At 45.3% G+C, this 20,274-nt stretch carries 20 protein-coding genes; 14 read left to right on the top strand and 6 right to left on the bottom strand.

Annotation, left to right across the window (positions count from 1 at the left end; translation table 11 throughout):
* Window positions 1-5 precede the first annotated feature (5 nt).
* Window positions 6-1,400 (bottom strand): argininosuccinate lyase, encoded by a 1,395-nt coding sequence (gene argH / locus BM293_RS06290; RefSeq protein WP_093447658.1) that lies wholly within the window; start codon window positions 1,398-1,400, stop codon window positions 6-8.
* A gap of 22 nt (window positions 1,401-1,422) precedes the next feature.
* Window positions 1,423-1,944: a thioredoxin family protein gene (locus BM293_RS06285; RefSeq protein ID WP_093447656.1), complete on the bottom strand. Its 522-nt coding sequence runs from the start codon at window positions 1,942-1,944 to the stop codon at window positions 1,423-1,425.
* A 95-nt stretch (window positions 1,945-2,039) separates the two neighbouring features.
* On the opposite strand from BM293_RS06285, the gene hemC reads away from it, so the two are divergent.
* The 10 genes from hemC (at window position 2,040) to BM293_RS06235 (ending at window position 12,200) form a co-directional block, all read left to right on the top strand.
* Entirely contained in the window at window positions 2,040-2,969 is a 930-nt protein-coding gene (hemC, locus tag BM293_RS06280) for a hydroxymethylbilane synthase (RefSeq protein WP_093447654.1), read from the top strand.
* Window positions 2,970-2,983: 14 nt separating this feature from the next.
* Window positions 2,984-3,814 carry a uroporphyrinogen-III synthase gene (locus BM293_RS06275; protein WP_234968922.1) on the top strand — a complete coding sequence of 277 codons (831 nt, stop codon included), beginning with the start codon at window positions 2,984-2,986 and terminating at the stop codon, window positions 3,812-3,814.
* Window positions 3,815-3,817: 3 nt separating this feature from the next.
* Window positions 3,818-4,807, top strand: a complete 990-nt coding sequence (locus BM293_RS06270; protein WP_093447650.1) for a coiled-coil domain-containing protein — start codon at window positions 3,818-3,820, stop codon at window positions 4,805-4,807.
* Window positions 4,804-5,985 carry a heme biosynthesis HemY N-terminal domain-containing protein gene (locus tag BM293_RS06265; protein WP_093447648.1) on the top strand — a complete coding sequence of 394 codons (1,182 nt, stop codon included), beginning with the start codon at window positions 4,804-4,806 and terminating at the stop codon, window positions 5,983-5,985. The genes BM293_RS06270 and BM293_RS06265 overlap by 4 nt, the downstream gene beginning before the upstream one ends.
* A gap of 179 nt (window positions 5,986-6,164) precedes the next feature.
* Window positions 6,165-6,320: a hemin uptake protein HemP gene (gene hemP, locus BM293_RS06260; RefSeq protein WP_093447647.1), complete on the top strand. Its 156-nt coding sequence runs from the start codon at window positions 6,165-6,167 to the stop codon at window positions 6,318-6,320.
* A 9-nt stretch (window positions 6,321-6,329) separates the two neighbouring features.
* Window positions 6,330-6,605 (top strand): hypothetical protein, encoded by a 276-nt coding sequence (locus BM293_RS06255; RefSeq protein WP_093447645.1) that lies wholly within the window; start codon window positions 6,330-6,332, stop codon window positions 6,603-6,605.
* An 87-nt stretch (window positions 6,606-6,692) separates the two neighbouring features.
* Window positions 6,693-8,786, top strand: a complete 2,094-nt coding sequence (locus BM293_RS06250; RefSeq protein WP_093447644.1) for a TonB-dependent receptor family protein — start codon at window positions 6,693-6,695, stop codon at window positions 8,784-8,786.
* A gap of 108 nt (window positions 8,787-8,894) precedes the next feature.
* Entirely contained in the window at window positions 8,895-9,407 is a 513-nt protein-coding gene (locus BM293_RS06245; RefSeq protein WP_093447642.1) for a ferritin, read from the top strand.
* A 233-nt stretch (window positions 9,408-9,640) separates the two neighbouring features.
* Window positions 9,641-11,641: a TonB-dependent receptor domain-containing protein gene (locus BM293_RS06240; RefSeq protein WP_093447640.1), complete on the top strand. Its 2,001-nt coding sequence runs from the start codon at window positions 9,641-9,643 to the stop codon at window positions 11,639-11,641.
* A gap of 67 nt (window positions 11,642-11,708) precedes the next feature.
* Window positions 11,709-12,200 carry a hypothetical protein gene (locus tag BM293_RS06235; RefSeq protein ID WP_093447638.1) on the top strand — a complete coding sequence of 164 codons (492 nt, stop codon included), beginning with the start codon at window positions 11,709-11,711 and terminating at the stop codon, window positions 12,198-12,200.
* 25 nt (window positions 12,201-12,225) lie between these two features.
* Here the strand turns inward: BM293_RS06235 and BM293_RS10280 are convergent, their stop codons facing one another.
* Together BM293_RS10280 and BM293_RS06230 are read right to left on the bottom strand one after the other, a co-directional pair.
* The gene (locus BM293_RS10280; protein ID WP_200770601.1) at window positions 12,226-12,381 is read right to left on the bottom strand and encodes a hypothetical protein; all 156 of its coding nucleotides are present in this window, start codon (window positions 12,379-12,381) and stop codon (window positions 12,226-12,228) included.
* Window positions 12,382-12,385: 4 nt separating this feature from the next.
* Window positions 12,386-12,664 (bottom strand): type II toxin-antitoxin system Phd/YefM family antitoxin, encoded by a 279-nt coding sequence (locus tag BM293_RS06230; protein WP_234968921.1) that lies wholly within the window; start codon window positions 12,662-12,664, stop codon window positions 12,386-12,388.
* A 194-nt stretch (window positions 12,665-12,858) separates the two neighbouring features.
* On the opposite strand from BM293_RS06230, the gene BM293_RS06225 reads away from it, so the two are divergent.
* Window positions 12,859-13,800, top strand: a complete 942-nt coding sequence (locus BM293_RS06225) for an RpnC/YadD family protein (RefSeq protein ID WP_093447636.1) — start codon at window positions 12,859-12,861, stop codon at window positions 13,798-13,800.
* A 102-nt stretch (window positions 13,801-13,902) separates the two neighbouring features.
* On the opposite strand, the gene BM293_RS06220 is transcribed toward BM293_RS06225, so the two are convergent.
* On the bottom strand, window positions 13,903-14,100 hold the full coding sequence (locus BM293_RS06220) for a hypothetical protein (RefSeq protein WP_006460092.1): 198 nt from the start codon (window positions 14,098-14,100) through the stop codon (window positions 13,903-13,905).
* 86 nt (window positions 14,101-14,186) lie between these two features.
* On the opposite strand from BM293_RS06220, the gene queF reads away from it, so the two are divergent.
* On the top strand, window positions 14,187-15,029 hold the full coding sequence (queF, locus tag BM293_RS06215) for an NADPH-dependent 7-cyano-7-deazaguanine reductase QueF (protein WP_093447634.1): 843 nt from the start codon (window positions 14,187-14,189) through the stop codon (window positions 15,027-15,029).
* A 20-nt stretch (window positions 15,030-15,049) separates the two neighbouring features.
* On the opposite strand, the gene BM293_RS06210 is transcribed toward queF, so the two are convergent.
* The gene (locus tag BM293_RS06210; RefSeq protein WP_093447632.1) at window positions 15,050-15,655 is read right to left on the bottom strand and encodes a flavin reductase family protein; all 606 of its coding nucleotides are present in this window, start codon (window positions 15,653-15,655) and stop codon (window positions 15,050-15,052) included.
* A gap of 104 nt (window positions 15,656-15,759) precedes the next feature.
* Here BM293_RS06210 and BM293_RS06205 point away from each other — a divergent pair, with 104 nt between their 5' ends.
* Together BM293_RS06205 and BM293_RS06200 are read left to right on the top strand one after the other, a co-directional pair.
* Window positions 15,760-17,694 carry a YdgA family protein gene (locus BM293_RS06205; RefSeq protein WP_093447630.1) on the top strand — a complete coding sequence of 645 codons (1,935 nt, stop codon included), beginning with the start codon at window positions 15,760-15,762 and terminating at the stop codon, window positions 17,692-17,694.
* 65 nt (window positions 17,695-17,759) lie between these two features.
* The gene (locus BM293_RS06200) at window positions 17,760-20,246 is read left to right on the top strand and encodes a methyl-accepting chemotaxis protein (protein WP_093447628.1); all 2,487 of its coding nucleotides are present in this window, start codon (window positions 17,760-17,762) and stop codon (window positions 20,244-20,246) included.
* Window positions 20,247-20,274 lie beyond the last annotated feature (28 nt).

Below are 20,274 nucleotides of genomic sequence, written 5' to 3'. Positions count from 1 at the left end.
TTTAATTAAGACGCTAAACGTGCTCTGGCTTGGGATACTTGGTACCGTACTTGTGCCGGCGCCGTACCACCTAAATGGTTACGAGCGTTAACCGAACCTTCCAAGGTTAATACGTCGTATACATCCTGTTCAATGACTTCACAAAAGCCTTGTAATGTTGCCAAAGACATATCTGCTAAGTCTTGATTGGTTTTAACGCCGTGAGCAACCGCTAGGCCAACCGCTTCATGCGCATCACGGAAGGCAAGGCCTTTACATACCAGATAATCGGCCAAATCCGTTGCGGTAGCAAAACCATTACGCGCGGCAGTATAGGTGTTGTCATGCTTGACCTCTAATGCCGGCATCATGTCACCAAATGCGCGTAAACACCCCCGAACCGTGTCGATTGTGTCGAACAAGGGCTCCTTGTCTTCTTGGTTGTCTTTGTTATACGCCAAAGGTTGAGATTTCATTAGGGTTAATAAGCTGACCAGGTGGCCATAGACGCGACCGGATTTGCCCCGCACTAGCTCAGGTACGTCGGGGTTTTTCTTTTGCGGCATAATTGACGAACCGGTGCAAAAACGATCCGGTAAATCAATAAACTGAAACTGTGCCGATGACCAAAGAATAAGTTCTTCAGAAAAGCGGGTTAAATGCATCATAAAGATGCCGGCCCAGCTTGTAAACTCAATAGCAAAATCACGGTCAGACACGCCATCCAACGAATTTTGACATACGCGATCAAAACCGAGTAACGCTGCGGTATATTCACGATCGATGGGGTAGGTGGTGCCAGCTAGCGCAGCGGAACCCAATGGCAAGCTGTTTACTCGTTTGCGACAATCGAGCAAGCGTTCTTCGTCACGTACCAGCATTTCATACCAAGCTAGCATGTGATGACCAAAGGTGACGGGTTGAGCCGTTTGCAGGTGGGTAAAGCCGGGCATAATGGTATCAGCCTCGCGTTCAGCTAACTCAACTAAACCGGCTTGTAAACGACGCAGATCCTGTTGAATTAGATCAATCTGGTCACGCACATATAACCGAATATCGGTGGCGACCTGATCATTACGCGAGCGCCCGGTATGCAGTTTTTTTCCGGTCACGCCAATCATTTGGGTTAAGCGCGATTCGATATTCATGTGAATATCTTCTTGCTTAATCGACCAATGCATTTGATCGTTTTCGATTTCACTCAAAATATGTTCAAGGCCTTTAATAATGGCATCTTCCTCTTTTGAATCGAGGACGCCAATTTTGTATAGCATTCTGGCATGTGCGATTGAACCCTGTATGTCTTGGCGATACATGCGTTGGTCAAATTGGATGGAGGCCGTAAACTCTTCTACGAATGCATCGGTCGCCTCAGTAAAGCGACCGCTCGATAATTTTTCTTGATTGATGTTGTGGCTCATAACTTCTCAATGTTAGTTTGAATTAGGGACGGCGCATGTCTTCTGGATTTGCAGGTAGGCGCATGGGATTGCCCATTCGTTCATAGGCGACATTTAAGCGCTGATGAATCATGGCAGCATAAAGTTGCACATCTTTACTGCCAACAAGGGGTTCTGCAACAGGCAGCCCGCGCCAATCAACAAATATCACTGTGGGCGTGATATCAGCGCGGTACATGCGAGCAAAATCAAATTTAGATAGGCGTTCCTCTGGGGAGAACACAATATCGCGGCTGTGGTCAGTACTGACTTTGCGCATATACATTGCGTGTCCATCATACATGCCGCCGCGAACCATCGGTGAAAGTACCGCCGCATCTACTTGGCTGCAGAATTCGCAATGGTAAGCCGTAAACATAATCATGATCGGAATGTTTTTAGCACGTGCTTGCTGTGCCACAAAATGAAAGTTATTCATTTCGACTAATTGACTGGCTTCCGTTTTTTGGCTGCAACCCGCTAACAACCCCAGTGCTAAGGCCATAGCAACTAATTTTTTAAACATGTTCTTGTCCTCCTATTATTGTGTTTTTATTTTAACGAAATTTGCGCGCACTATTTGAGTAAAATGTATGGTACGAATAAACAAAAGGATAGTTCATGAAAGATCAGTTGCGTATTGCTACCCGAAAAAGTCCCCTCGCTTTATGGCAAGCCGAATTTGTAAAAGCGGAATTAGAAAAAGCGCACCCTGGTTTAACGGTGACGCTAGTGCCAATGAGTACGCGCGGTGATAAGATTTTAGATGTGCCATTAGCGAAAGTGGGTGGTAAAGGCTTATTTACCAAAGAGCTAGAAGAGCAAATGTTAGCTGGTTATGCTGATTTGGCGGTACATTCGATGAAAGATGTACCGATGGTATTGCCTGATGGGTTTGATTTGAGTGTGATTATGGCGCGGCATGATCCATCCGATGCGTTTGTTTCCAATAAGTATGCCAGTTTAGATGAGCTGCCACAGGGCGCTATTTTAGGCACGTCGAGTTTGCGACGCCAGGCACAGTTTCAAGCCTTGCGTCCGGATTTAGACATTCGCTTTTTGCGTGGTAATGTCGGCACCCGTTTGGGTAAATTAGATGCTGGCGAATATGATGCCATTGTGTTGGCTACCTCTGGACTGGAACGCTTAGAGCTTAATGAGCGCATTCGTTGTAAGATGCAACCTGAACAGATTTTACCTGCTGTCGCTCAGGGTGCACTCGGTATTGAAACCCTTGCTGGTGACACTGAAACACAGGATTTAATTGCGGTGTTAAATGATCCAGCTACAGAAATAGTCGTCAAGGCCGAGCGCGCGATGAACCGATGTTTAGATGGTGGTTGTCAGGTCCCCATTGGTGGTTTTGCCTTGCTTGAGAATGACCAAGTTTGGTTGCGGGGTTTGGTCGCTGAACCGGATGGTTCCAGAATGATCAAGATGGAAGGACGTGCGCCGGCTTCGCAGGCAGAGGGCTTGGGTCGATTAATTGGTCAAGCCTTGTTAGATGCAGGTGCTAAAGAGATTTTAGCCAAATTGTATCAACCTGAATAAGTTCGCTTTAAATCTTGGCAGATACGATGATTTCTTTACTCAATACCCGTCCACATCCTCAGGTATTGACACAAGCAATTAAGCAGGCCTGGTCATCGCAAGTGCGGGTGGTTGAGGCACCATTACAAAAATTGGTTTCTCGGTCTTTTAATCGGGACACCAACTTGCCATCGAGCTGTTTAGATGCGGATATTTGGGTGTTTGTGAGTGCCAATGCGGTGGCATTTTTTAACCAAGCCTTGCAACAATATAAGCTACCCGCCCCGCCTAGAGAAGGTGTCGCGTTGGTAGCCGTAGGTAAAGCCACATGGCAAGCACTGGCTGACCTAGGGTGGGCGGGGTTGCAACCCATGCCGGAACGTTTTGATAGTGAGGGGATGCTGGCTTTACCTATTTTTAATCAGGTAGCGGGTAAGCGAGTCGTGATTGTAAGGGGTGAAGTTGGGCGTGATTGGTTGGCGGAACAGTTGATTTTGCAGGGAGCTGAAGTTCATTTTTGTCCGGTCTATCGTCGTGAAGCCTTGCCTTTAAATTATAAATCTTGGCAAAACTGGTTAAGCCCTTTGGGGCTTAGCACAACAGATTCACGTCCTATTTCACCCTGGGCGCTGTTAACAAGCCAAGAAAATGCCCAGATATGGTGGCAACATTACCAGGCCTGGTGTATGCAGGCTCAGAGCCTGCCGCGAAATATGGGTGTGATTGCATTAACACCTAGCATAAGTGATTGTCTGCAAGCGCTGGGTTTTCAAGGACAACAGCTAATTTGTGAAAATGCATCACAATCAAGTATTCTTAATACACTAGCACAATTGGTCGATGCCAGGTTTGACCAGGAGAAATAAGCAATGAATGAACCGATTACACCGAAAGCAGAGCACCATGTGGTTAAGGGTGAATTTGTAGAAACGGATTCGGCTGCTGATACCAGCAAATCCAAAGAGTCTGCGCGTCGCCAAACAAAGGCTAAAGCCTTGTTACGCAATACCAAGCAGCCTTGGTTAGCCATGCTGGCTATGATTGGCGTTTTATTAGGTGCGACTAGTTGGGTTGCATTAGAGCAGCGTACGGCTGCGCTTTATGAAATGGCGCACGCGGGATTGGCTGCAGATGCGCTTGTGGAACAGCAACTTGAGCAGCAAATGGCACCGTTGCTGCAAAAAATTGCTTATCAGCAACAAAAAATAACGGTGCTAGAAAATTGGCAGCAATCTTTCCAAGGAGGCGCACGTTCGTTTTTACGTGACTATGAAACCTTAGAAGGGCAGTTGACAGAAATGCAAGCATTGCTCAGTGAACATGCAACGCAACTGGCAAAACTGAGTGAACAAACTGATCATTTATCGCATGCCTTACCAGACAGTTCGCTTAATAATCAAGCGCCAGCAGCCCCAGTTCCACCAGAAACCGAAGCAGTTCAAGCGGAGATGCAAGCAGCTTTGGGTCATCTCAATAATGAGTTAGCGGAAGCACAACAGCAACTAGACCAGGGACTAGACCAGTTGCGTGCTGAGATTCAAAATGTACAACGTCAAGCGGATCAGGCGTTAAGCGGCCTGCAAAAATTAACTAATGATCCACAGTGGCAGGCTGGCCAAGCCGAGTTAGCTGAGCAGCTAGAGACGTTTCAACAGCGCCTAGCTGAACTGGCTAACGAACAAGCGCAATGGCAGGCCGATTGGTTAGCAAAATTAGCGCCTGAGGTTGAAGACATTGTGACCGAACTTACGCCAACCTTTGAAGGCTTGTTAAGCCGTTTTAATAGCCTATTTACACTTAAAAAAATCGAGCAGGATAAGGACGAAAATGCTTCTGATGAACAGGGAGTGACACCATGAAATTGTTGATTTCCTGGGGTGTGTTTTTTATCGTTGGTATTGCATTGGCAAGTTTGGCCGTACTCAATTTAGGCGAAGTGGTATTGCGGTGGGAACAATGGGAGTTGACCACAAGCCTAGGGTTGATTTTGGCGCTATTTGTTATAGGGCTCGTTCTGTTTTACTGGCTGGTACGTCTTTGGGTCGGTATCTGGAACTTGCCAACAGTTTGGCACAAACGGCGGCAACTAAAACGCTATCAACAGGCTCAATCTAGTCTATCAAAAGGTCTAGTCGCCCAGGAGTTGGCAGACTGGGCACAAGCTGAAAAACAACTAATAGCCACGGCCAAGCTATCTGATAATGGCGTGATGCATTATTTAGCGGCCGCTAAAATGGCGGACGCACAGCAAGCAACAGCCCGTCGTGACCAGTATTTGCAGCAGGCGCGCCAACGATACCCAGATGAAGACATCACCATAGGTTTGGTGGAAGCTCGGTTGCTTGCGTCACAACAGCCAGAAACTGCATTGGTCATATTGGCAGAACTACAGCGCTTGCACCCCAAGCATCCGGTAGTGTTACAGGACTATTGGCAGTTGCTGGCAACGCACCAACGTGTAGGCTTGATGCTTAAGTATTGGCCGCTGTATAAAAAATATGCCGGTTTATCGCGGCAACAGATGTATGCGGCTGAGCAGGGATTGTTGTTATTACAAATTCAACAAGCCGATACTTACGAACAGCTGGATCAGCTCTGGACAAGCTTAGCCAAGCGTACGCAGCTTCAGCCTGTGGTACTAACAGAATATGTCAAAAAATCACTGGATTTTCGTCAGCAACATGACTTAGCAGGCTTAATTGAAAAAGCCTTAAAAAAACAATGGGATGAGTCGCTGGTCTATTGGTATGGACGCATTGAGTTTGGCCCCGCCTTTGACCGATTTAAACGTGCGCAGGGTTGGTTGGCTAACCATCCTGAAAGTGCCGTGCTGTTACTAACACTTGGACGTTTGGCCTGCCAAAGTCAGCTTTGGGGACAGGCACATCATTTCTTGAATCAAAGTCTTGCCTTGCAGCCAGAACTCGAGACTTATCACGCTCTTGCACACTGCTATGAGGCAGAGGGTGAAGACACGCAAGCTGCGCTAATTTACAAACAGGCCTTAGCGCAACTCCCTTATTCTGCGCAGTATTAATCAAATCCTCTATCCTTTCTTAAAACTTATTACCCTAAAAATTTTGTGGTAATAGGTTTTTGTTTCAAATAGCATTAATTTTTATTTGACATAGTAAAAATGATTCATTAACATAGTGTAACAAAACTGAGATTTATTATTATTTACATTTTATTAATTGCTTGATATTGGATTAACCTGTGAATACCTTGCCACACAATAAAGCTGAACAACCTATACGCAGTATTGATAGTCAGGCGTTATTAGCCGGCCAAAAGCTGATTACCATTCAGCATGGCCTGCATCAATATGTGTTGCGTTTAACCAAAGAAAACAAACTGATCTTAACCAAGTAGGGACTAGCCATGACACAGCCAACCCAGAAGCAGTCAACTCATACACCGCAGATTCACCTTGCCCTCTCCGAAGCAAAATTGGCCGAACTATTTCGGCTGGGTGTGTTGTGTGCCGCTGATGTGGATTGTCTAGACGTCGCAAGTCGTGATCAGGTGCAACGCCTCTGCTTAGAAACTTGTGTTCAACAACTCTGTCGAGTCTGTCCGTCGCGCGACACCTGCTCAAAAGGCCAAGGTTGCGCAACCACGCACACGGTTCATTGGGCCGGCATTTACGCCAATTAACCTTTAACAACCATTTAAAACTAACTAAGAACGAGACCCCCGCCAGCGATTGCAAGCCAGGTCAATAACAAAGGAACGATAGTTATTATGTCTACACCAAAACTCGCTCTAAAAACCCTAGTAATCAGTATGGCCGCGGCGATGGCCGCACCGGTATTAGCCGACACTAAACAACTGCCGCGTATTGATGTGGTAGGACAAGGTGAAGATGCCGTTACTAAGCAACCGGGTTCGGTAGCCATTGTGACTAAAGAAGATTTGCAGTTACAACAACCCTTATCTACTGAAGATGCTTTGCGTCGTGTGCCAGGTATTAATATCAAAGGCGAAGAAGAAACAGCGGTTGTTGCCAATATCGGTATGCGTGGTTTAAGTTCTGCGGAGCAGAAATCGTTGATTCTTGAAGATGGTGTCCCCGTCGCGCCAGGTTTATTTATTGGTAATGGTCGTTATTACAACCCTCGCATTCAGCGAATGGAAAGTATTGAAGTCGTTAAAGGTGCGGCGTCATTACGTTATGGTCCGAGCACTATTGGCGGTGTGATTAACTATAAAACTAAAACACCAGATGATGGTGTTTCGCTATCAGGCCGTGTGGGTTCTCATAATATGAAAGAAGTGACGTTAGAGGCGGGGGGGAGCTCGCCTTCAGGGGACGCTTTTGCGGGTATAGTGGCTACTAAAGCGCAAAGTGACGGCTTTATGGGCAAGGGTTATGAAATGGAAGATATCATGATCAAGGCAGGTATGGCGATTGGTGACAATCAAATGCTAGGTTTCAAGTTCTCACATACTGCCAATGACGCTAATATTTCGTATCGCGGTTTATTGCTGGATGACTATAAAGCGGGCAAAACCTATAACCCGGCACCGGACGATTGGTATTTGCAAGAACGTAAAGCCTTTGATATTAACCACGAAATTCAGTTGAATGATAATGCTAAGTTACGTACGCTTGTTTATTGGAGTGATGTTAGCCGTGATTATTGGCGTTATAGTGCAGAAACAGAAGTCGTAGGCCAAGACTCAGATGGTAAAGATATAAAAGAATCTGTTTCTTCAGCCAATGCCGGTCGCTGGTTATACACAAATAGTGTAACCGGTAACAACCGTTCTTTCGAACGCATTGGTTTGGATACCCGGTTAAACCTAGACTACAACGCGTTTGGTATGCAGAACGAAAGTGAATTTGGTTTACGCGTATTTACCGAAGAATCTAACGACACGCGTATTCGTGCCACCCGTAGTCAAGATAGAACCGGTAATAATGATCGTCATCGTCAAGATTCAGCGAATAGCTATGCTGTTTATGGTCAAAATAAATTTATAATTAATGACAAGCTTGCGGTAACCCCCGGTTTACGTGTTGAAAGTTATCAGCAAAAACGGGTTGTGTTAACGGACAATAACAAAACAACGTCAACCTCCAATACGGAAGTGTTACCGGGTGTAGGGGCAACTTATCAGTTAAATCCGATGGTGCAAGTGTATGGTGGTGTGTATCAAGCCTTCTCACCTGCTGAAAACGGTACGTCTTTAACAGGTGATGTAGATCAGAAACTAGAAGCCGAGCGTTCAACCAATATTGAAGTGGGTGTACGTGGTGCCAATAATCAAATGTATTATGAGTTAACCGCGTTCCAAATGGACTTTTCTAATCAGGTTGTAGACGGCAACTCTGATCCTGCACTGGATAAGGAAAATGCAGGTAAAACACTTCACCAAGGTTTAGAAGCGGCATTTGGAATCAAGCTTGATGGTGGGTTTAGCATAGATACCAATTTAACCTATATTCCAACTTCAAAATTTGAAGCGGGCGACGACAAAGGTAACCGCATTAGTTATTCACCAGAAATTATGGCTAATTTGATTCTGGGTTATAAAACCGGTGGTTTAAGAACAGAGTTAGCAGTGCATCATACCGGTGAACAGTATGGTAGCAGTGATAACCAAGAAGAAATTGGTGGTTCTGGCACTACAGGAATAGAAGGAATCTGGGGCGGTAAATTGGATGCTTATACCACCATGGACTTAAATGCTTACTATACGGTTAACAAACAGTTGAGCGTGTTTGGCGCAGTCAAAAACCTAACCGACGAGCGTTATATCGCTGGCCTACGTCAAGGTATTTATGCCGGTCCATCGCGTTCATTTGAGTTAGGTGCGCGTTACAAGTTTTAAACCACAAGGTTTACATATTTTGGGGGTCGCTTTGATGACCCTCAACCTTATTTTTACCTATAATGAATAGTGAGCTTTTTGCCATACCTATTCATGAAGGAGAACGTTATGTTAAAACCAGAAATGATTGCAAAATTGAATGAGCAGATTACGGCTGAGATGTATGCCTCTAATCTGTATCTGCAAATGTCGGCCTGGTGTGAAGAACAAGGTCTGTCAGGTGCGGCGGCGTTTTTCCGCCAACACGTGCCGGAAGAGCTTTCGCATCGTGACAAGTTTATTGATTACTTAATCGAGTGTGATGCCCCGGTCACGGTCGGTGCAGTGGCTGCGCCACCGACCGAGTTTAAAAACCTGGTGGATGTGATTAACAAAGCCTTTGAGCATGAGCTTAAAGTGACCGCGTTAATTAATGCGATGGCTGAAATGGCGTTGGATTTCAAAGATTTCAACACCTTTAATATGCTGCAATTTTTTATTGCGGAACAGCGCGAAGAAGAAGTCTTGTTCCGTGGTATTTTGGATCAGGTGAAATTGGTGGCCTTCAAAGGTGAAACCGGTGAAGCCATGTATCTGATCAATCAATACCTACAGCGTTTGGCGACAACCCATAGCCACTAATTTGCAGGTGTGTTTCTTTTTCATTGTGTTGTATCCTCCGTCTTTAGTCATGACCGCTAAAGATCTTTGACCGAGCCCCGCGCTCGGTTTTTTTGTAAAAGTATTAGTTTTAATAATTATTTGCATTTAGTCTTTTATTAATTATAATAACTATTCTTAATGAACCTACTAGCCTGCCAATTTCTTTTTGAATAGCCAGCAAAATATTCAGAACACTATTGGAGTTGTGTGCAATGCGCTTTAAATTATCACCCATTACCGCTGGTCTATTGATGGCAGGCTCGTTTTCTAATTTTGTTAATGCTGCTGAATCGGAAAATGTCTCTCAAAGTTTGCCGCAGGTAAGTGTAGTAAAAGACTTAACAGATTCTGATGCCATCCTCGAGCGGATCGAGCGTACCCAAGCAAATGAACTAAGAGATGTTTTTCGAGGTGAATCGGATGTGACTGTGGGGGGCGGTGACAGACAGGGGCGCCGTTTACATGTAAGAGGTGTTGAATCAAGCAATCTATCGGTGACGGTCGATGGCGCACAGCAGGGACAAAATCTACATAATCATCGCGGTGGTGCTGCCGGTATTGATCCTGTGATTTTGAAAAGAGTTGAAATTAAACCTGGTTTTGTTGCAGCGGATGACGGGCCGGGTGCGTTGGGCGGTGTGGTTAGATTTGAAACGGTAGACGCTCAGGATTTATTGGCACCGGGTCAAGCTATAGGTGCATTTGTAAAAGCGGGTTATGGTTCAGCGGCAGAAAGCAAAACTTTTAATACTGCTGTGTATGCAGAGCCCACCGATGGCTTTGGGGTCATGGTGTATTACGGCGGAACGGACGCTGAAAACACGCGGATAGGTGGCGGAGATAAAATCCCATATTCAGGTTATGAAGATCGAAATTTTCTGGTGAAGTTAAGTTTGTTTGATTGGCGTGATCAAACTTTGCGAGTGGGTTATGAAAAAAACACTTCTGAAGGTTTGAGTTATCAACAGCGCGGTGATTACCCTTATCACCCGGGCGTATGGGAGGGAAGAAATAGAATGCCACCGGTTGATCAAACGGTAGCAAGAGAAACTATAACTTTAAATCACCGTTGGAATCCTGTTTCTGATGCTATTGATTTAGAAACTAATTTTTATGTGAATGATACTGAGTGGAAGGCTGGCGGTGGAAATCGATTCACTAGTGGTATTCAAGGCGGTAAGCTTGCTAATACTTGGGCGTTTAGTGCACTGGGTTTTGAAAATAAACTGACTGCCGGTGCGGACTATTATGATGAGGTGGGCGGGGCATTTACTAATGCCACATCCGGTTGGCAGCGTTCAAATTCAAAGGTTATTCATTATCAAAACCTGGGTTTGTTTGCACAAAACCGTATGACACATGATGCCTGGTTATTGTCTTATGGTTTGCGTGTTGATGACTATAGTTCACGTTATATTGGCAAAACAGTTAAAGGATCAGAAACCTCACTGAATGCAAGCCTTAGCTATGCTTGGACTGATGAAATCAGAAGCTATGCAGGTTATGGTGAATCTGCAAGAGGTTATGGCAATATTCCGATTCATTTTGCACGTGCTGTAGAAGAGGGCGCAGATATAAGCGCCAAGGCAGAAACGGCGCGCCATTATGAACTGGGTTTACGTTATGACCAACGCCATAGCCAATTTATGGGAGGTGCGTGGCATACCGATTTAACCCTGTTCCAAACTGAAATCGATGACATGATTTTATATCGTCACAAAGCCGGAGGTGGCGGAATGGGTGGACGACAGGTTGATCGTATTTATAATTACGACAAAACCTATGAGGTTCAGGGCTACACACTCAAAGCCGGTTGGAAAAGTGCGCGTCTAGACTCACGCCTATCCTATACTCATACGGATATTTCTAATCTACCTGAGCAGATGCATTTCGCAGCCAGAACCGGTGCGCCAACAAGCGACACATTGATTTGGGATAACACTTTTAAAGTGAGCAATGATTTGTCACTGGGTTACACCCTAACGTCTGTTGAAGCACTTAACAAGGTGCCTGATGGTAGAATGAAGCGTCCCGGTTATGTGTTGCATGATGTTCAAGCGAAGTGGGAAGCCGCGCGTAATTTATCATTCAGTTTTGCAGTGAATAACCTGCTTGATGAGAAATACATTAACCACAACACGCTTGAGCAGGATGGTTTTGCAACGGAAGAACCGGGTAGAGATTTCCGCGTATCTGTTCGTTACGACTTTTAATTAAATTTATGACGTCAAGCCGAGGTTACTAGAGTAGGTACTTCGGCTTTTATTTATGGACAATACTATGAATCATCAACCCTTAAATTCATCCTCGTTTTTTCAATCTATACCAGGCCTGGTGATCGCCGGTATGCTGGCATTTTCCGCTGTTCAGGCTCAAACGCCTACGCAAGGGGTGGCACAGGCAAATGGCTTGTGCAAAAACAGCTATTCATTGATTTCGTATGAATTGCGCCCACGCAGTATGCCGCGTTTTATTATGGCGCTGGAAGGTGATTTAGCCTTGAGCCCTGAGCAACGCAAGCAGCTTAAACAGGTCACCGATTATGTGCCGAAAAATGTGTTGCCCATGCGTGATGAAATCAAGGCTTTTGAAACCAAAATTGTCGAGGACTTTGTGCAAAACGGCCAAACCCCAGAGCAATTAGCCAGCCGATTAGACGAACTGCAAGCCATGAAGCGCCGCCTAGCCGAAGAAGATATTCGGGTTTTTAATCAGATTAAAGACCTGCTCACCCCAGCACAATATCAAGAAGCAGTGAAGCGCGCGTGGTAACCTGCAAGACGTAAGTGTAAATTCGCTATCGCTGCAACTGGCTCGAGCTTTTACAGTATGTTTTGCCTGAATAATGAATTACTGCGCCAAGGCGATGAATGGCTTGTTTTTTTAAACCGCTGCCGGCCAGTTTTTTGGCATCTTTTTGTGCTTGTTTGGTATAGACCCGTTGCCAAGCCATAAGGTTACCAGTTTAACTCGGTGCTGCATTCATCTAGCGGGGTATTCAACCCCTTGACAACCGATTCGCGTAAACCTCGGATCGACAGTAAATACAGGGTTTCATTAATGGCTTGCCAGTTTTCTTCAGCAATTAATACGGCGTTGCCTTTTTTACCGGTAATCGTGATCGGTTCATGTGATTCATTAACTTGAGCGAGTAAGCCATAAAAATTTGCACGCGCTTGGGTGCTATTGAGTGTTGACGTGATGTCTCCTTTATGACGTACGTTATTACGTAACACTATGTCAGGATTGGGGATAATTGTAAATTGAACAAACTATATTGATACACACCGCCTAAGTTGTTCCCTTTTTGCCTCTTCCATCATCAGTCATTATCGCAGCATTAACCAAATCGTAAACACGCCCCGCGCTCGATTTTTTTGTGTTGAAAACAGTTACAATAATGCCTATTTTTATTTAATAGGATGTCGTTATGAGTAAACGCGTTATTCATTCCAACCCCGAAAAGCAAGATCATGACAGTCCTTGGAAAGAAGCGCTTGAGCATTACTTTAAAGAGGCGATGCACTTATTGTTTTTAGAGGTTTACCAAGCAATAGATTGGACGCAGCCTTTTACGTTTTTAGATAAAGAGTTGCAGAAAATTCTTGCTAAAGCAGAGCGGGGTCGCACCTATGCAGACAAGCTGATTAAGGTCAAATTACTTAGTGGCGAAGAGGCTTGGCTGTTGATTCATATTGAAGTACAGGGTGAGCCTGAAGCCGCATTTGCCCAACGAATGTTTCATTACAATAGCCTGATTCGCAACCGCTACAGAAAGGATGTGATCAGTTTGGCGATTTTAAGTGACACCAGTAGAACCTTTAAACCCGACACCTATTATTACGCACAACTGGGCTTCGAACTCACCATGAGGTTTCCGATGGTTAAGCTACTCGACTTGCAACCACAACGTGAAACTTTGTTAAGCGGTGATAATGTGTTCGGCTTGATCGTCGTTGCACAACTCGATGCCAAGTTAATTAAAGACTCTAGGGAGCGGTTGCATTCTAAAACCCAATTAGTCCGTCTGCTTTATCAACGCGGTTATGGCAAAAAGCAAATATTGGTGTTGTTTGATTTAATTGACTGGATGATTGGGTTGCCGCATAATTTGGAATATGAATTTAAGGATGTCGTTCACCAGATTGAGGAGGAACAGCAAATGGCCTACATGAATACGATACAGCGTTTAGCGATGCAGGAAGGTAAGCTCGAAGGCAAGCTTGAGGGTAAACTAGAAGGTAAACTTGAAATGGCTTTAAAAATGGTCCGTCGTTTTAACCTTTCAGTAAAAGAGGCCGCTGAAGAAGCGAGCGTGTCGGTAAAAGACTTAATGGATTATCTAAAACAACACGACAAACCGAATACATAACCGGCTTAACATTTCTTACCTATAACAAGCAAATTGCCCCAATTCAGGGGAGTTTTGTTTTAGAAGGTTTCAAATTTGCTTTTTGCATGGTGTTATCAATCATTACCGCAGCATTAACCAAATCGTGAACACGAGCCCAAGCGCATAGAACAACATGGTCAACTGCACCATGCGTTGATTGGCTTTGCGGCTATTGAGTTTTTCAAACCTTGGATATTTCCGCGCTTGAATAAAGCCAATCCACAGCGCCGCTAGGCTGCCGAATGTGACTAAAATGCCTAAAAACAATGTCGCTAACATGAATAAAATCCTTTGTACCTAAACCGCGTTATCTTACGCAATCTGAAATGGTAAAATAATGACAGTTTTATTATGGAGCGCAAGCTATGAGTGATGCGAATGGATTAGTAGGGGATGTGGCCGCGAGTCAGTTGGGTAAAGCAACGGCTTATCCGCAGCACTATGATGCCGGTTTATTGTTTCCTATTCCGCGTCAAACTAAGCGTGATGAGCTGCATATTAGCGCCCAAAAGCTGCCCTTTACCGGTGTTGACGTGTGGAATGCTTACGAAATTTCTTGGCTTAACCCAAAAGGGAAGCCGATGGTCGCTATAGGCCAGTTTACTTTACGTGCTGATACTCCGAATATTATTGAATCCAAGTCGTTCAAGTTATACCTTAACTCGTTTAATGCCAGTCGTTTTGATAGTCAAGCTGCGGTGGCCCGTATTATGGAGCAGGATTTATCGGCGGCGGCCGGTGGCAAGATCAAGGTGCATTTATCTAGCCTTAATCAAGAGCCCTGCTTGGTGTCTGATATTGATCGGGCGGAGTGTTTAGATTTTCAGGATTTGGACATCGACACCTACCAAGTCAATCCTGATTTTTTGCATGCTGGGAATCAATATGCTGAAGAAGCTTTTTACAGCCATTTGCTAAAATCCAATTGCTTGGTCACCGGTCAGCCTGATTGGGGTACGGTAGTGATTCGATATCGCGGTCCAAAGATCGATCGTGCGGGCTTGTTACGCTACATTATTTCGTTTCGCGATCATAATGAGTTTCATGAGCAATGTGTGGAGCGGATGTTTTGTGACATTCAACGTCAGTGCCAGCCAGATGCCTTAACAGTCTACGCACGTTATGTCCGTCGTGGCGGCTTGGATATTAATCCGTTTCGTAGTAACTTTCAAAGTGAAGCGGTGATGCCGCGTTTAGTGCGGCAATAGTTGTATAGCTGACGTTTGTTCTAAGGCCGTGGCATCGCAAAGGTGTCACGGGTATAGCTGTAATCGTCACCGCCTAATTTGCCGATGGCATCGAGTCGTGTGCCATCAATCTTGCCCTCCTGGTTGATCACTTCTTCAGCTAAATAAATGCCGACGACATCTAGTAAGATTAAGCTGCCCCCAGCTGGTGCATTGGACAGAGTTTGAATGCTGTTTAAACGGCACTCATAGCGAACCTTAGCGGCAGCGACACTGGGTGGACGAACTTGCTGGCTGGCGATGGCTGTGACCTGCGCGATTTCAAATTCATTGATGTCATTGGCTAGATTGGCACAGGTGGCATTCATCTGCTCAGCGAGGTCTGCGCTGACAATATTGACCACGCATTCTGGATGGGCTTGTAGATTGGCCAGGGTGTCTTTGGCGTGGTTTTGGCGTGGTGCAATATGGCTGATTGCCAGAATCGGCGGATTGACGCTGGCAACGGTAAAAAATGAATAGGGGGCAAGATTGGCAATTCCTTCGGCATTAAGGGTGCTAACCCATGCAATGGGTCGCGGTAGAACAGCGCCAACCAAATACTGATAAATTTGTCCTGCTTCGAGTTGTGCGGTGTGATGAAACATTAAGCTATCCTAGTTTGGGGTGGATAAAATTTAAGCGCGCCTGGCTATCTTTTTTAACTACAAATTATGATAATGCTATTTTGGTCAAAAATTAAGGATGGCGTATGGCGCGCGTAAAATTACCGCTGTTAGCAGGGCTAGGTTTAGTGGTAGTGAGCACAGTCGGTTTTTTTGCGGCCAGTGCCTGGATTGGTCAGGGTGTTAAGCAACAGGTGCTTGCTTATGAAGCGCAACTGATCGCCCGAGATGATGTGCGGGTCAATCGATTTGACTATCAACCAGGCCTGCTACAAGGGCAGTTGCATTATGATCTTGTTTGGCAGCCCACCGTTGATTCGCCCGCTTATAGCCTGTTTATTGAGTTACGGCCTGATGGACAGGGTATTGCTTTGCAAGGTCAGTTGCCGGTTAAACAAGGCCCTTGGTTAGGTCGCTCGGTAACGCCGTCTGGATTAGGTCTGGCTAGCACGCATTATGACATTCCATTGCCAGCCAGTTTGCGCCCTTATTTACCCCAATACCTAGGGCAGCGCCCTCTGATGGCTATTCAAGCCTATGCCGCACTCAACGGTGAACTCGTTGTGCAAGCGAAGTTGATTGATTATCGCGGTCGCTTAATTGATCCGGACAGTCAAGAATCGGCCAATTTAGTCTGGGAAGGGGGGCAGCTTAAGTTGCGGTTTGCCGATGACCTCACCCAGATGACGGCAGATGGGCGTTTAGCGATGCTGCATCTGGATGTGGCGCAAGAGGGCTTGAGTATTCAGCTTGATGACATTCATTATCAACATGACTTAACCCGTGCGGCGCCTTATTTGTGGTTGGGTGATATTGCTGCGCGAGTGGGCGAAGTGCGTTTTGCCGATGACGCGGATAAATTAAGCATTCAAAAAATTGAGCTTGTGGGCGATTCTAAGGTCGTCAATAACAAACTCGATACCCAGGTGCGTTATGAGCTTGGCCCAACAGCCTTAACGACCGATGACACGGTGTTTGATTTTGCAGGCGCCAGCATGGTGATGGCGTTACGTGATTTGGACTGGCAAGCCTATCAAGATTTAATGCTGGCGGTGCAGCAGTTAGATAAGTTGGACGAACAAGCGCTTATTAATGCATTTCAGCGCTTGCTCGCAGCGGGGCCGAGTTTCCATCTCGATGAATTGCGTCTGCGCTTAACGGACACAGAACACTTAACGGCTAAGATGTTGTTGGGCTACCAACCTAATGTGGCATTAGATTGGGATGGTTTTAGTAACTTAAGTGAAGCACTAACTCAAAATATTCGCTTAAACCTTACGGCAGGGATGACGCGTCCGATGTTGGACCGTTTAGCGCTGACCTTTTGGCCTTTCAATGCCGATGAAACAGAGATTAAAGCGCAACTCGATGTCAGTATCGCCGAGATGGTGGCACAGAATTATCTGCAGCAAACCGGCAGCGATTTGGCGCTCGCGCTAGCCGTTGAACAGGGTCAGGTCAAGATTAATGGCGAGGATTTTTTACCTGTTGAAGATGCGTTGGCACTGGTTGATTTAGCGGCTAATTTAATGGGTTGGGCGCTCGATACTGAAACGGCGCATTCACAACCAACTGGCTCGGATGCCACAGGATTAGCAGGCCTGCTAAATTATGCTGCGTCACCCTTATATGAGTATGTTGAATTGGCGGCTGATTTTACTCCTGATCCAACGGTGGTGCCATTGCAAGCCGGTGGTGACCAGGACGTGAGCGTGATCACCCAATGGCAATGTTTAGGCTATGTGAATCCCAGCCGTCCGGATGTGACATTAAATTATCGTGCGGGCCAGTTTGATTTATCCATTTATGTGCTCGGTGGACAAACCGATACCACTTTAATTGTGCGAGATCCGAGCGGTCAATGGCATTGCAACGATGACTATCCCGGTTTAGCCTTGGATCCCGCACTGGTGTTTACTCAACCCTTATCAGGTGACTATGCGATTTGGGTGGGCTTACACAGTGATAGCGTGGCCGATGTCGAGTTGCGTTTTTCTGAAATAGCTGCGGGGCTTGAATAGTTTTTGTTATTATGAAACCTATTAAGTTTAAACCTCTGCCTTCAATACCTTGTTAAGGAAGTGTTATGTCCTTTCTATCTAGTAGTTTAAAAGCATCTTTTCTATTTTTTACTAGTCTACTACTTGTAGTTTGTTTGGCTTTATTTGGTAGTCTGCTGTATTGGTTTCAAGTAAAACCTATAGAACAAACACAATTACAGCAAGCACAACGAGCCATGGCGCAGGATATTGATCAGCGTATGCAAGCGCGCGTGGAGACGGTGATGGCGGTTGCGATGGCTGCCGCTCAAAATCAAGTTATTCAGGATGCTTTGATGGGAAGAGTGTCACGCGATGTGGCCTTAAAAAACCTGGAACAAACGCGAGATCATTTTAGAACGGCTTCTAAAGGGACGTATGGCAGTATTCAAATGCATGTTTTTGATCGAGAGCAACGTTCATTTATTAAGTCATGGGCTCCAAATAGTTTTGGTGAAGAAATTCGCAATCCAATGGTGCGTTCAGTATTTGAAGAACAAAAGTTTGCAGGCAGCGTTACTTTGACGCGTCGTGGGCCTGCTTTATTGGGTGTTTCTCCTGTAATTGTCAATAATGAAGTGATTGGTGCGGTTGCTGTAACGGGCGGTTTTGGCGTGGTCGTTCGAGAATTAGTGGCTGAGTCAAATATTGATTGGTTGATGCTTTGGGATACAGCGTATATCGAAAACCGTTATCCTGCCCTAGCTGAAACTGTGTCGCAAAACCCGAGTTACGATCAGCGTTATGTCGTGGGTCATACACAGTGGTTTTCGGCAGACTTTGTAAGTGATTTAATGAATATGAATTTTGCCGCGTTAGATGCTGAGCAGACAGCCGTGATGTTAAAAGGTGACGCTATTTTCATTAACATACCGGCTTACGACGAGCTTGGCCAGGTACTGGGACGCAATATTTTTAGAGTCCCTGCCGATGAGTTAAATGCGCTGATTGCGCAGCAGCAAAACCAAGTACTATTGACGCTATTCATTATTTTCTTGGTCGTGATGCTAATCGTCGGTATGTTAATTGCCTTGGTTCAGTTCAAAGTTATCAATCCTGTGGCCAATTTGTCTGCAACAATGTTGAGTATTAGTCGCACAGGACAATTTTCGCAACGTGCGGCAGTAAATAGTCAAGATGAAGTGGGTCAAATGGCGGCAGGCTTTAATACTTTGTTAGCTCAGACCCAAAATGCGGTTAACGAAACTAACTCGGTTATTGAACATATTGCAAGGGGCGATTTTTCCCCTCGAGTTGTAGCTGACTTACAAGGCGATTTATTAACGCTAAAAACAGGCGTGAATCAAAGTGCGGATTCGATTCAACTCACCATGTCTGCTTTATCTGACGCTATGTCGGCACTGCAGGCGGGTAATTTTTCCCTAAAACTTGATAGTCAAGAAGTATCGGGTGAGTACAAAACGATGCTGGATTTGGCGAGTCAGGCTATGGCGCAGTTACACCAAACCATTCAAGGTATTGCTCAGGTTATGGATGCCATGCAACAAGGTCAATATCAGCAACGTGTTGAGGTTAATGCGGTTGGTGAGCTGGCTAATTTAAAAGCGCACATTAATCGTTCCATGGATTCTTTAGAAAGTGCTTTAGTTGAAATTGTAAGAGTAATTGACGCCCAATCACGAGGTGATTTAACCCAGAAAATTGAAAAAGAATATCAGGGTGAGTTGCGTGTTTTACAGGAAGCGGTAAATCAAACAGCAAACAAACTAACGGCAGTCGTTAATAAAGCATTACAAGCATCTGTTGTCGTAAATCAAGCTTCATCTGAAGTAGCTACAGGCGCAAATGATCTTAGCATGCGGGTACAACAACAGGCTGCAGCGATTGAGGAAACGTCCGCAACAATGGATCAGATGACGTCGGCAGTAGCGCAATCAAGAGATAATAGTGAAGTGACTGCAACGATCACGCTTGATGTTCAGCATAAAGCTCACGAGGGTGTTAGGGTTATGCGAGAAACCATTGATGTCATGACAGGGATTCAGGCATCAAGTCAGCAAATAGCTGAAATTGTCAGTCTAATTGACAGTATTGCTTTCCAAACCAACTTATTGGCACTTAATGCCGCAGTTGAGGCTGCGCGCGCAGGTGAGCACGGGCGCGGTTTTGCTGTTGTTGCCAGTGAGGTGCGAGCCTTAGCACAAAAATCGGCTGATGCGGCTAAGGATATTAAACAATTAATTGAAGATTCTGTAGAGCGTATTGATCGAGGTACTGAGTTGGCAAATAAATCTGGTGAATCTTTAGAAGAGGTAAACCAAGCCATTGAAGAAGTAGTACACCGGATGAAAGAAATAGCCACTGCGGCGTCTGAGCAATCGCTCGGTATTTCTCAAGTACATCAAGCTATTAACCAGATTGATTCGGTAACCCAGCAAAATGCGGCGCTTGTAGAACAAACATCCGCGACCACTGAAACGCTTAATGATCAAGCTCGTGCCCTAGCTGAAGATATGGCGTTTTTTAAGACGCAGCAATCAGTGCAAACTCACGCTTTGCTTGAATCTAAGTAGTAATAATCATAATCCTAACAACCCGCAT

The organism is Thiomicrospira sp. ALE5 (assembly GCF_900112445.1).
Taxonomy (GTDB): domain Bacteria; phylum Pseudomonadota; class Gammaproteobacteria; order Thiomicrospirales; family Thiomicrospiraceae; genus Thiomicrospira.
Note: the sequence above shows the minus strand (reverse complement) of the source record. Positions and strands in the feature narration are given on the sequence as shown.

Coding starts and splice junctions, on each gene's coding strand:
- BM293_RS06210 (WP_093447632.1), bottom strand. CDS start 15,655: ATGTTTCATCACACCGCACAACTCGAAGCAGGACAAATTTATCAGTAT.
- BM293_RS06225 (WP_093447636.1), top strand. CDS start 12,859: ATGAGTAAACGCGTTATTCATTCCAACCCCGAAAAGCAAGATCATGAC.
- BM293_RS06265 (WP_093447648.1), top strand. CDS start 4,804: ATGAAATTGTTGATTTCCTGGGGTGTGTTTTTTATCGTTGGTATTGCA.
- BM293_RS06220 (WP_006460092.1), bottom strand. CDS start 14,100: ATGTTAGCGACATTGTTTTTAGGCATTTTAGTCACATTCGGCAGCCTA.
- BM293_RS06250 (WP_093447644.1), top strand. CDS start 6,693: ATGTCTACACCAAAACTCGCTCTAAAAACCCTAGTAATCAGTATGGCC.
- BM293_RS06200 (WP_093447628.1), top strand. CDS start 17,760: ATGTCCTTTCTATCTAGTAGTTTAAAAGCATCTTTTCTATTTTTTACT.
- BM293_RS06240 (WP_093447640.1), top strand. CDS start 9,641: ATGCGCTTTAAATTATCACCCATTACCGCTGGTCTATTGATGGCAGGC.
- argH (WP_093447658.1), bottom strand. CDS start 1,400: ATGAGCCACAACATCAATCAAGAAAAATTATCGAGCGGTCGCTTTACT.
- BM293_RS06270 (WP_093447650.1), top strand. CDS start 3,818: ATGAATGAACCGATTACACCGAAAGCAGAGCACCATGTGGTTAAGGGT.
- BM293_RS06235 (WP_093447638.1), top strand. CDS start 11,709: ATGAATCATCAACCCTTAAATTCATCCTCGTTTTTTCAATCTATACCA.
- BM293_RS06245 (WP_093447642.1), top strand. CDS start 8,895: ATGTTAAAACCAGAAATGATTGCAAAATTGAATGAGCAGATTACGGCT.
- BM293_RS06285 (WP_093447656.1), bottom strand. CDS start 1,944: ATGTTTAAAAAATTAGTTGCTATGGCCTTAGCACTGGGGTTGTTAGCG.
- BM293_RS06205 (WP_093447630.1), top strand. CDS start 15,760: ATGGCGCGCGTAAAATTACCGCTGTTAGCAGGGCTAGGTTTAGTGGTA.
- BM293_RS10280 (WP_200770601.1), bottom strand. CDS start 12,381: ATGGCTTGGCAACGGGTCTATACCAAACAAGCACAAAAAGATGCCAAA.
- BM293_RS06255 (WP_093447645.1), top strand. CDS start 6,330: ATGACACAGCCAACCCAGAAGCAGTCAACTCATACACCGCAGATTCAC.
- queF (WP_093447634.1), top strand. CDS start 14,187: ATGAGTGATGCGAATGGATTAGTAGGGGATGTGGCCGCGAGTCAGTTG.
- hemC (WP_093447654.1), top strand. CDS start 2,040: ATGAAAGATCAGTTGCGTATTGCTACCCGAAAAAGTCCCCTCGCTTTA.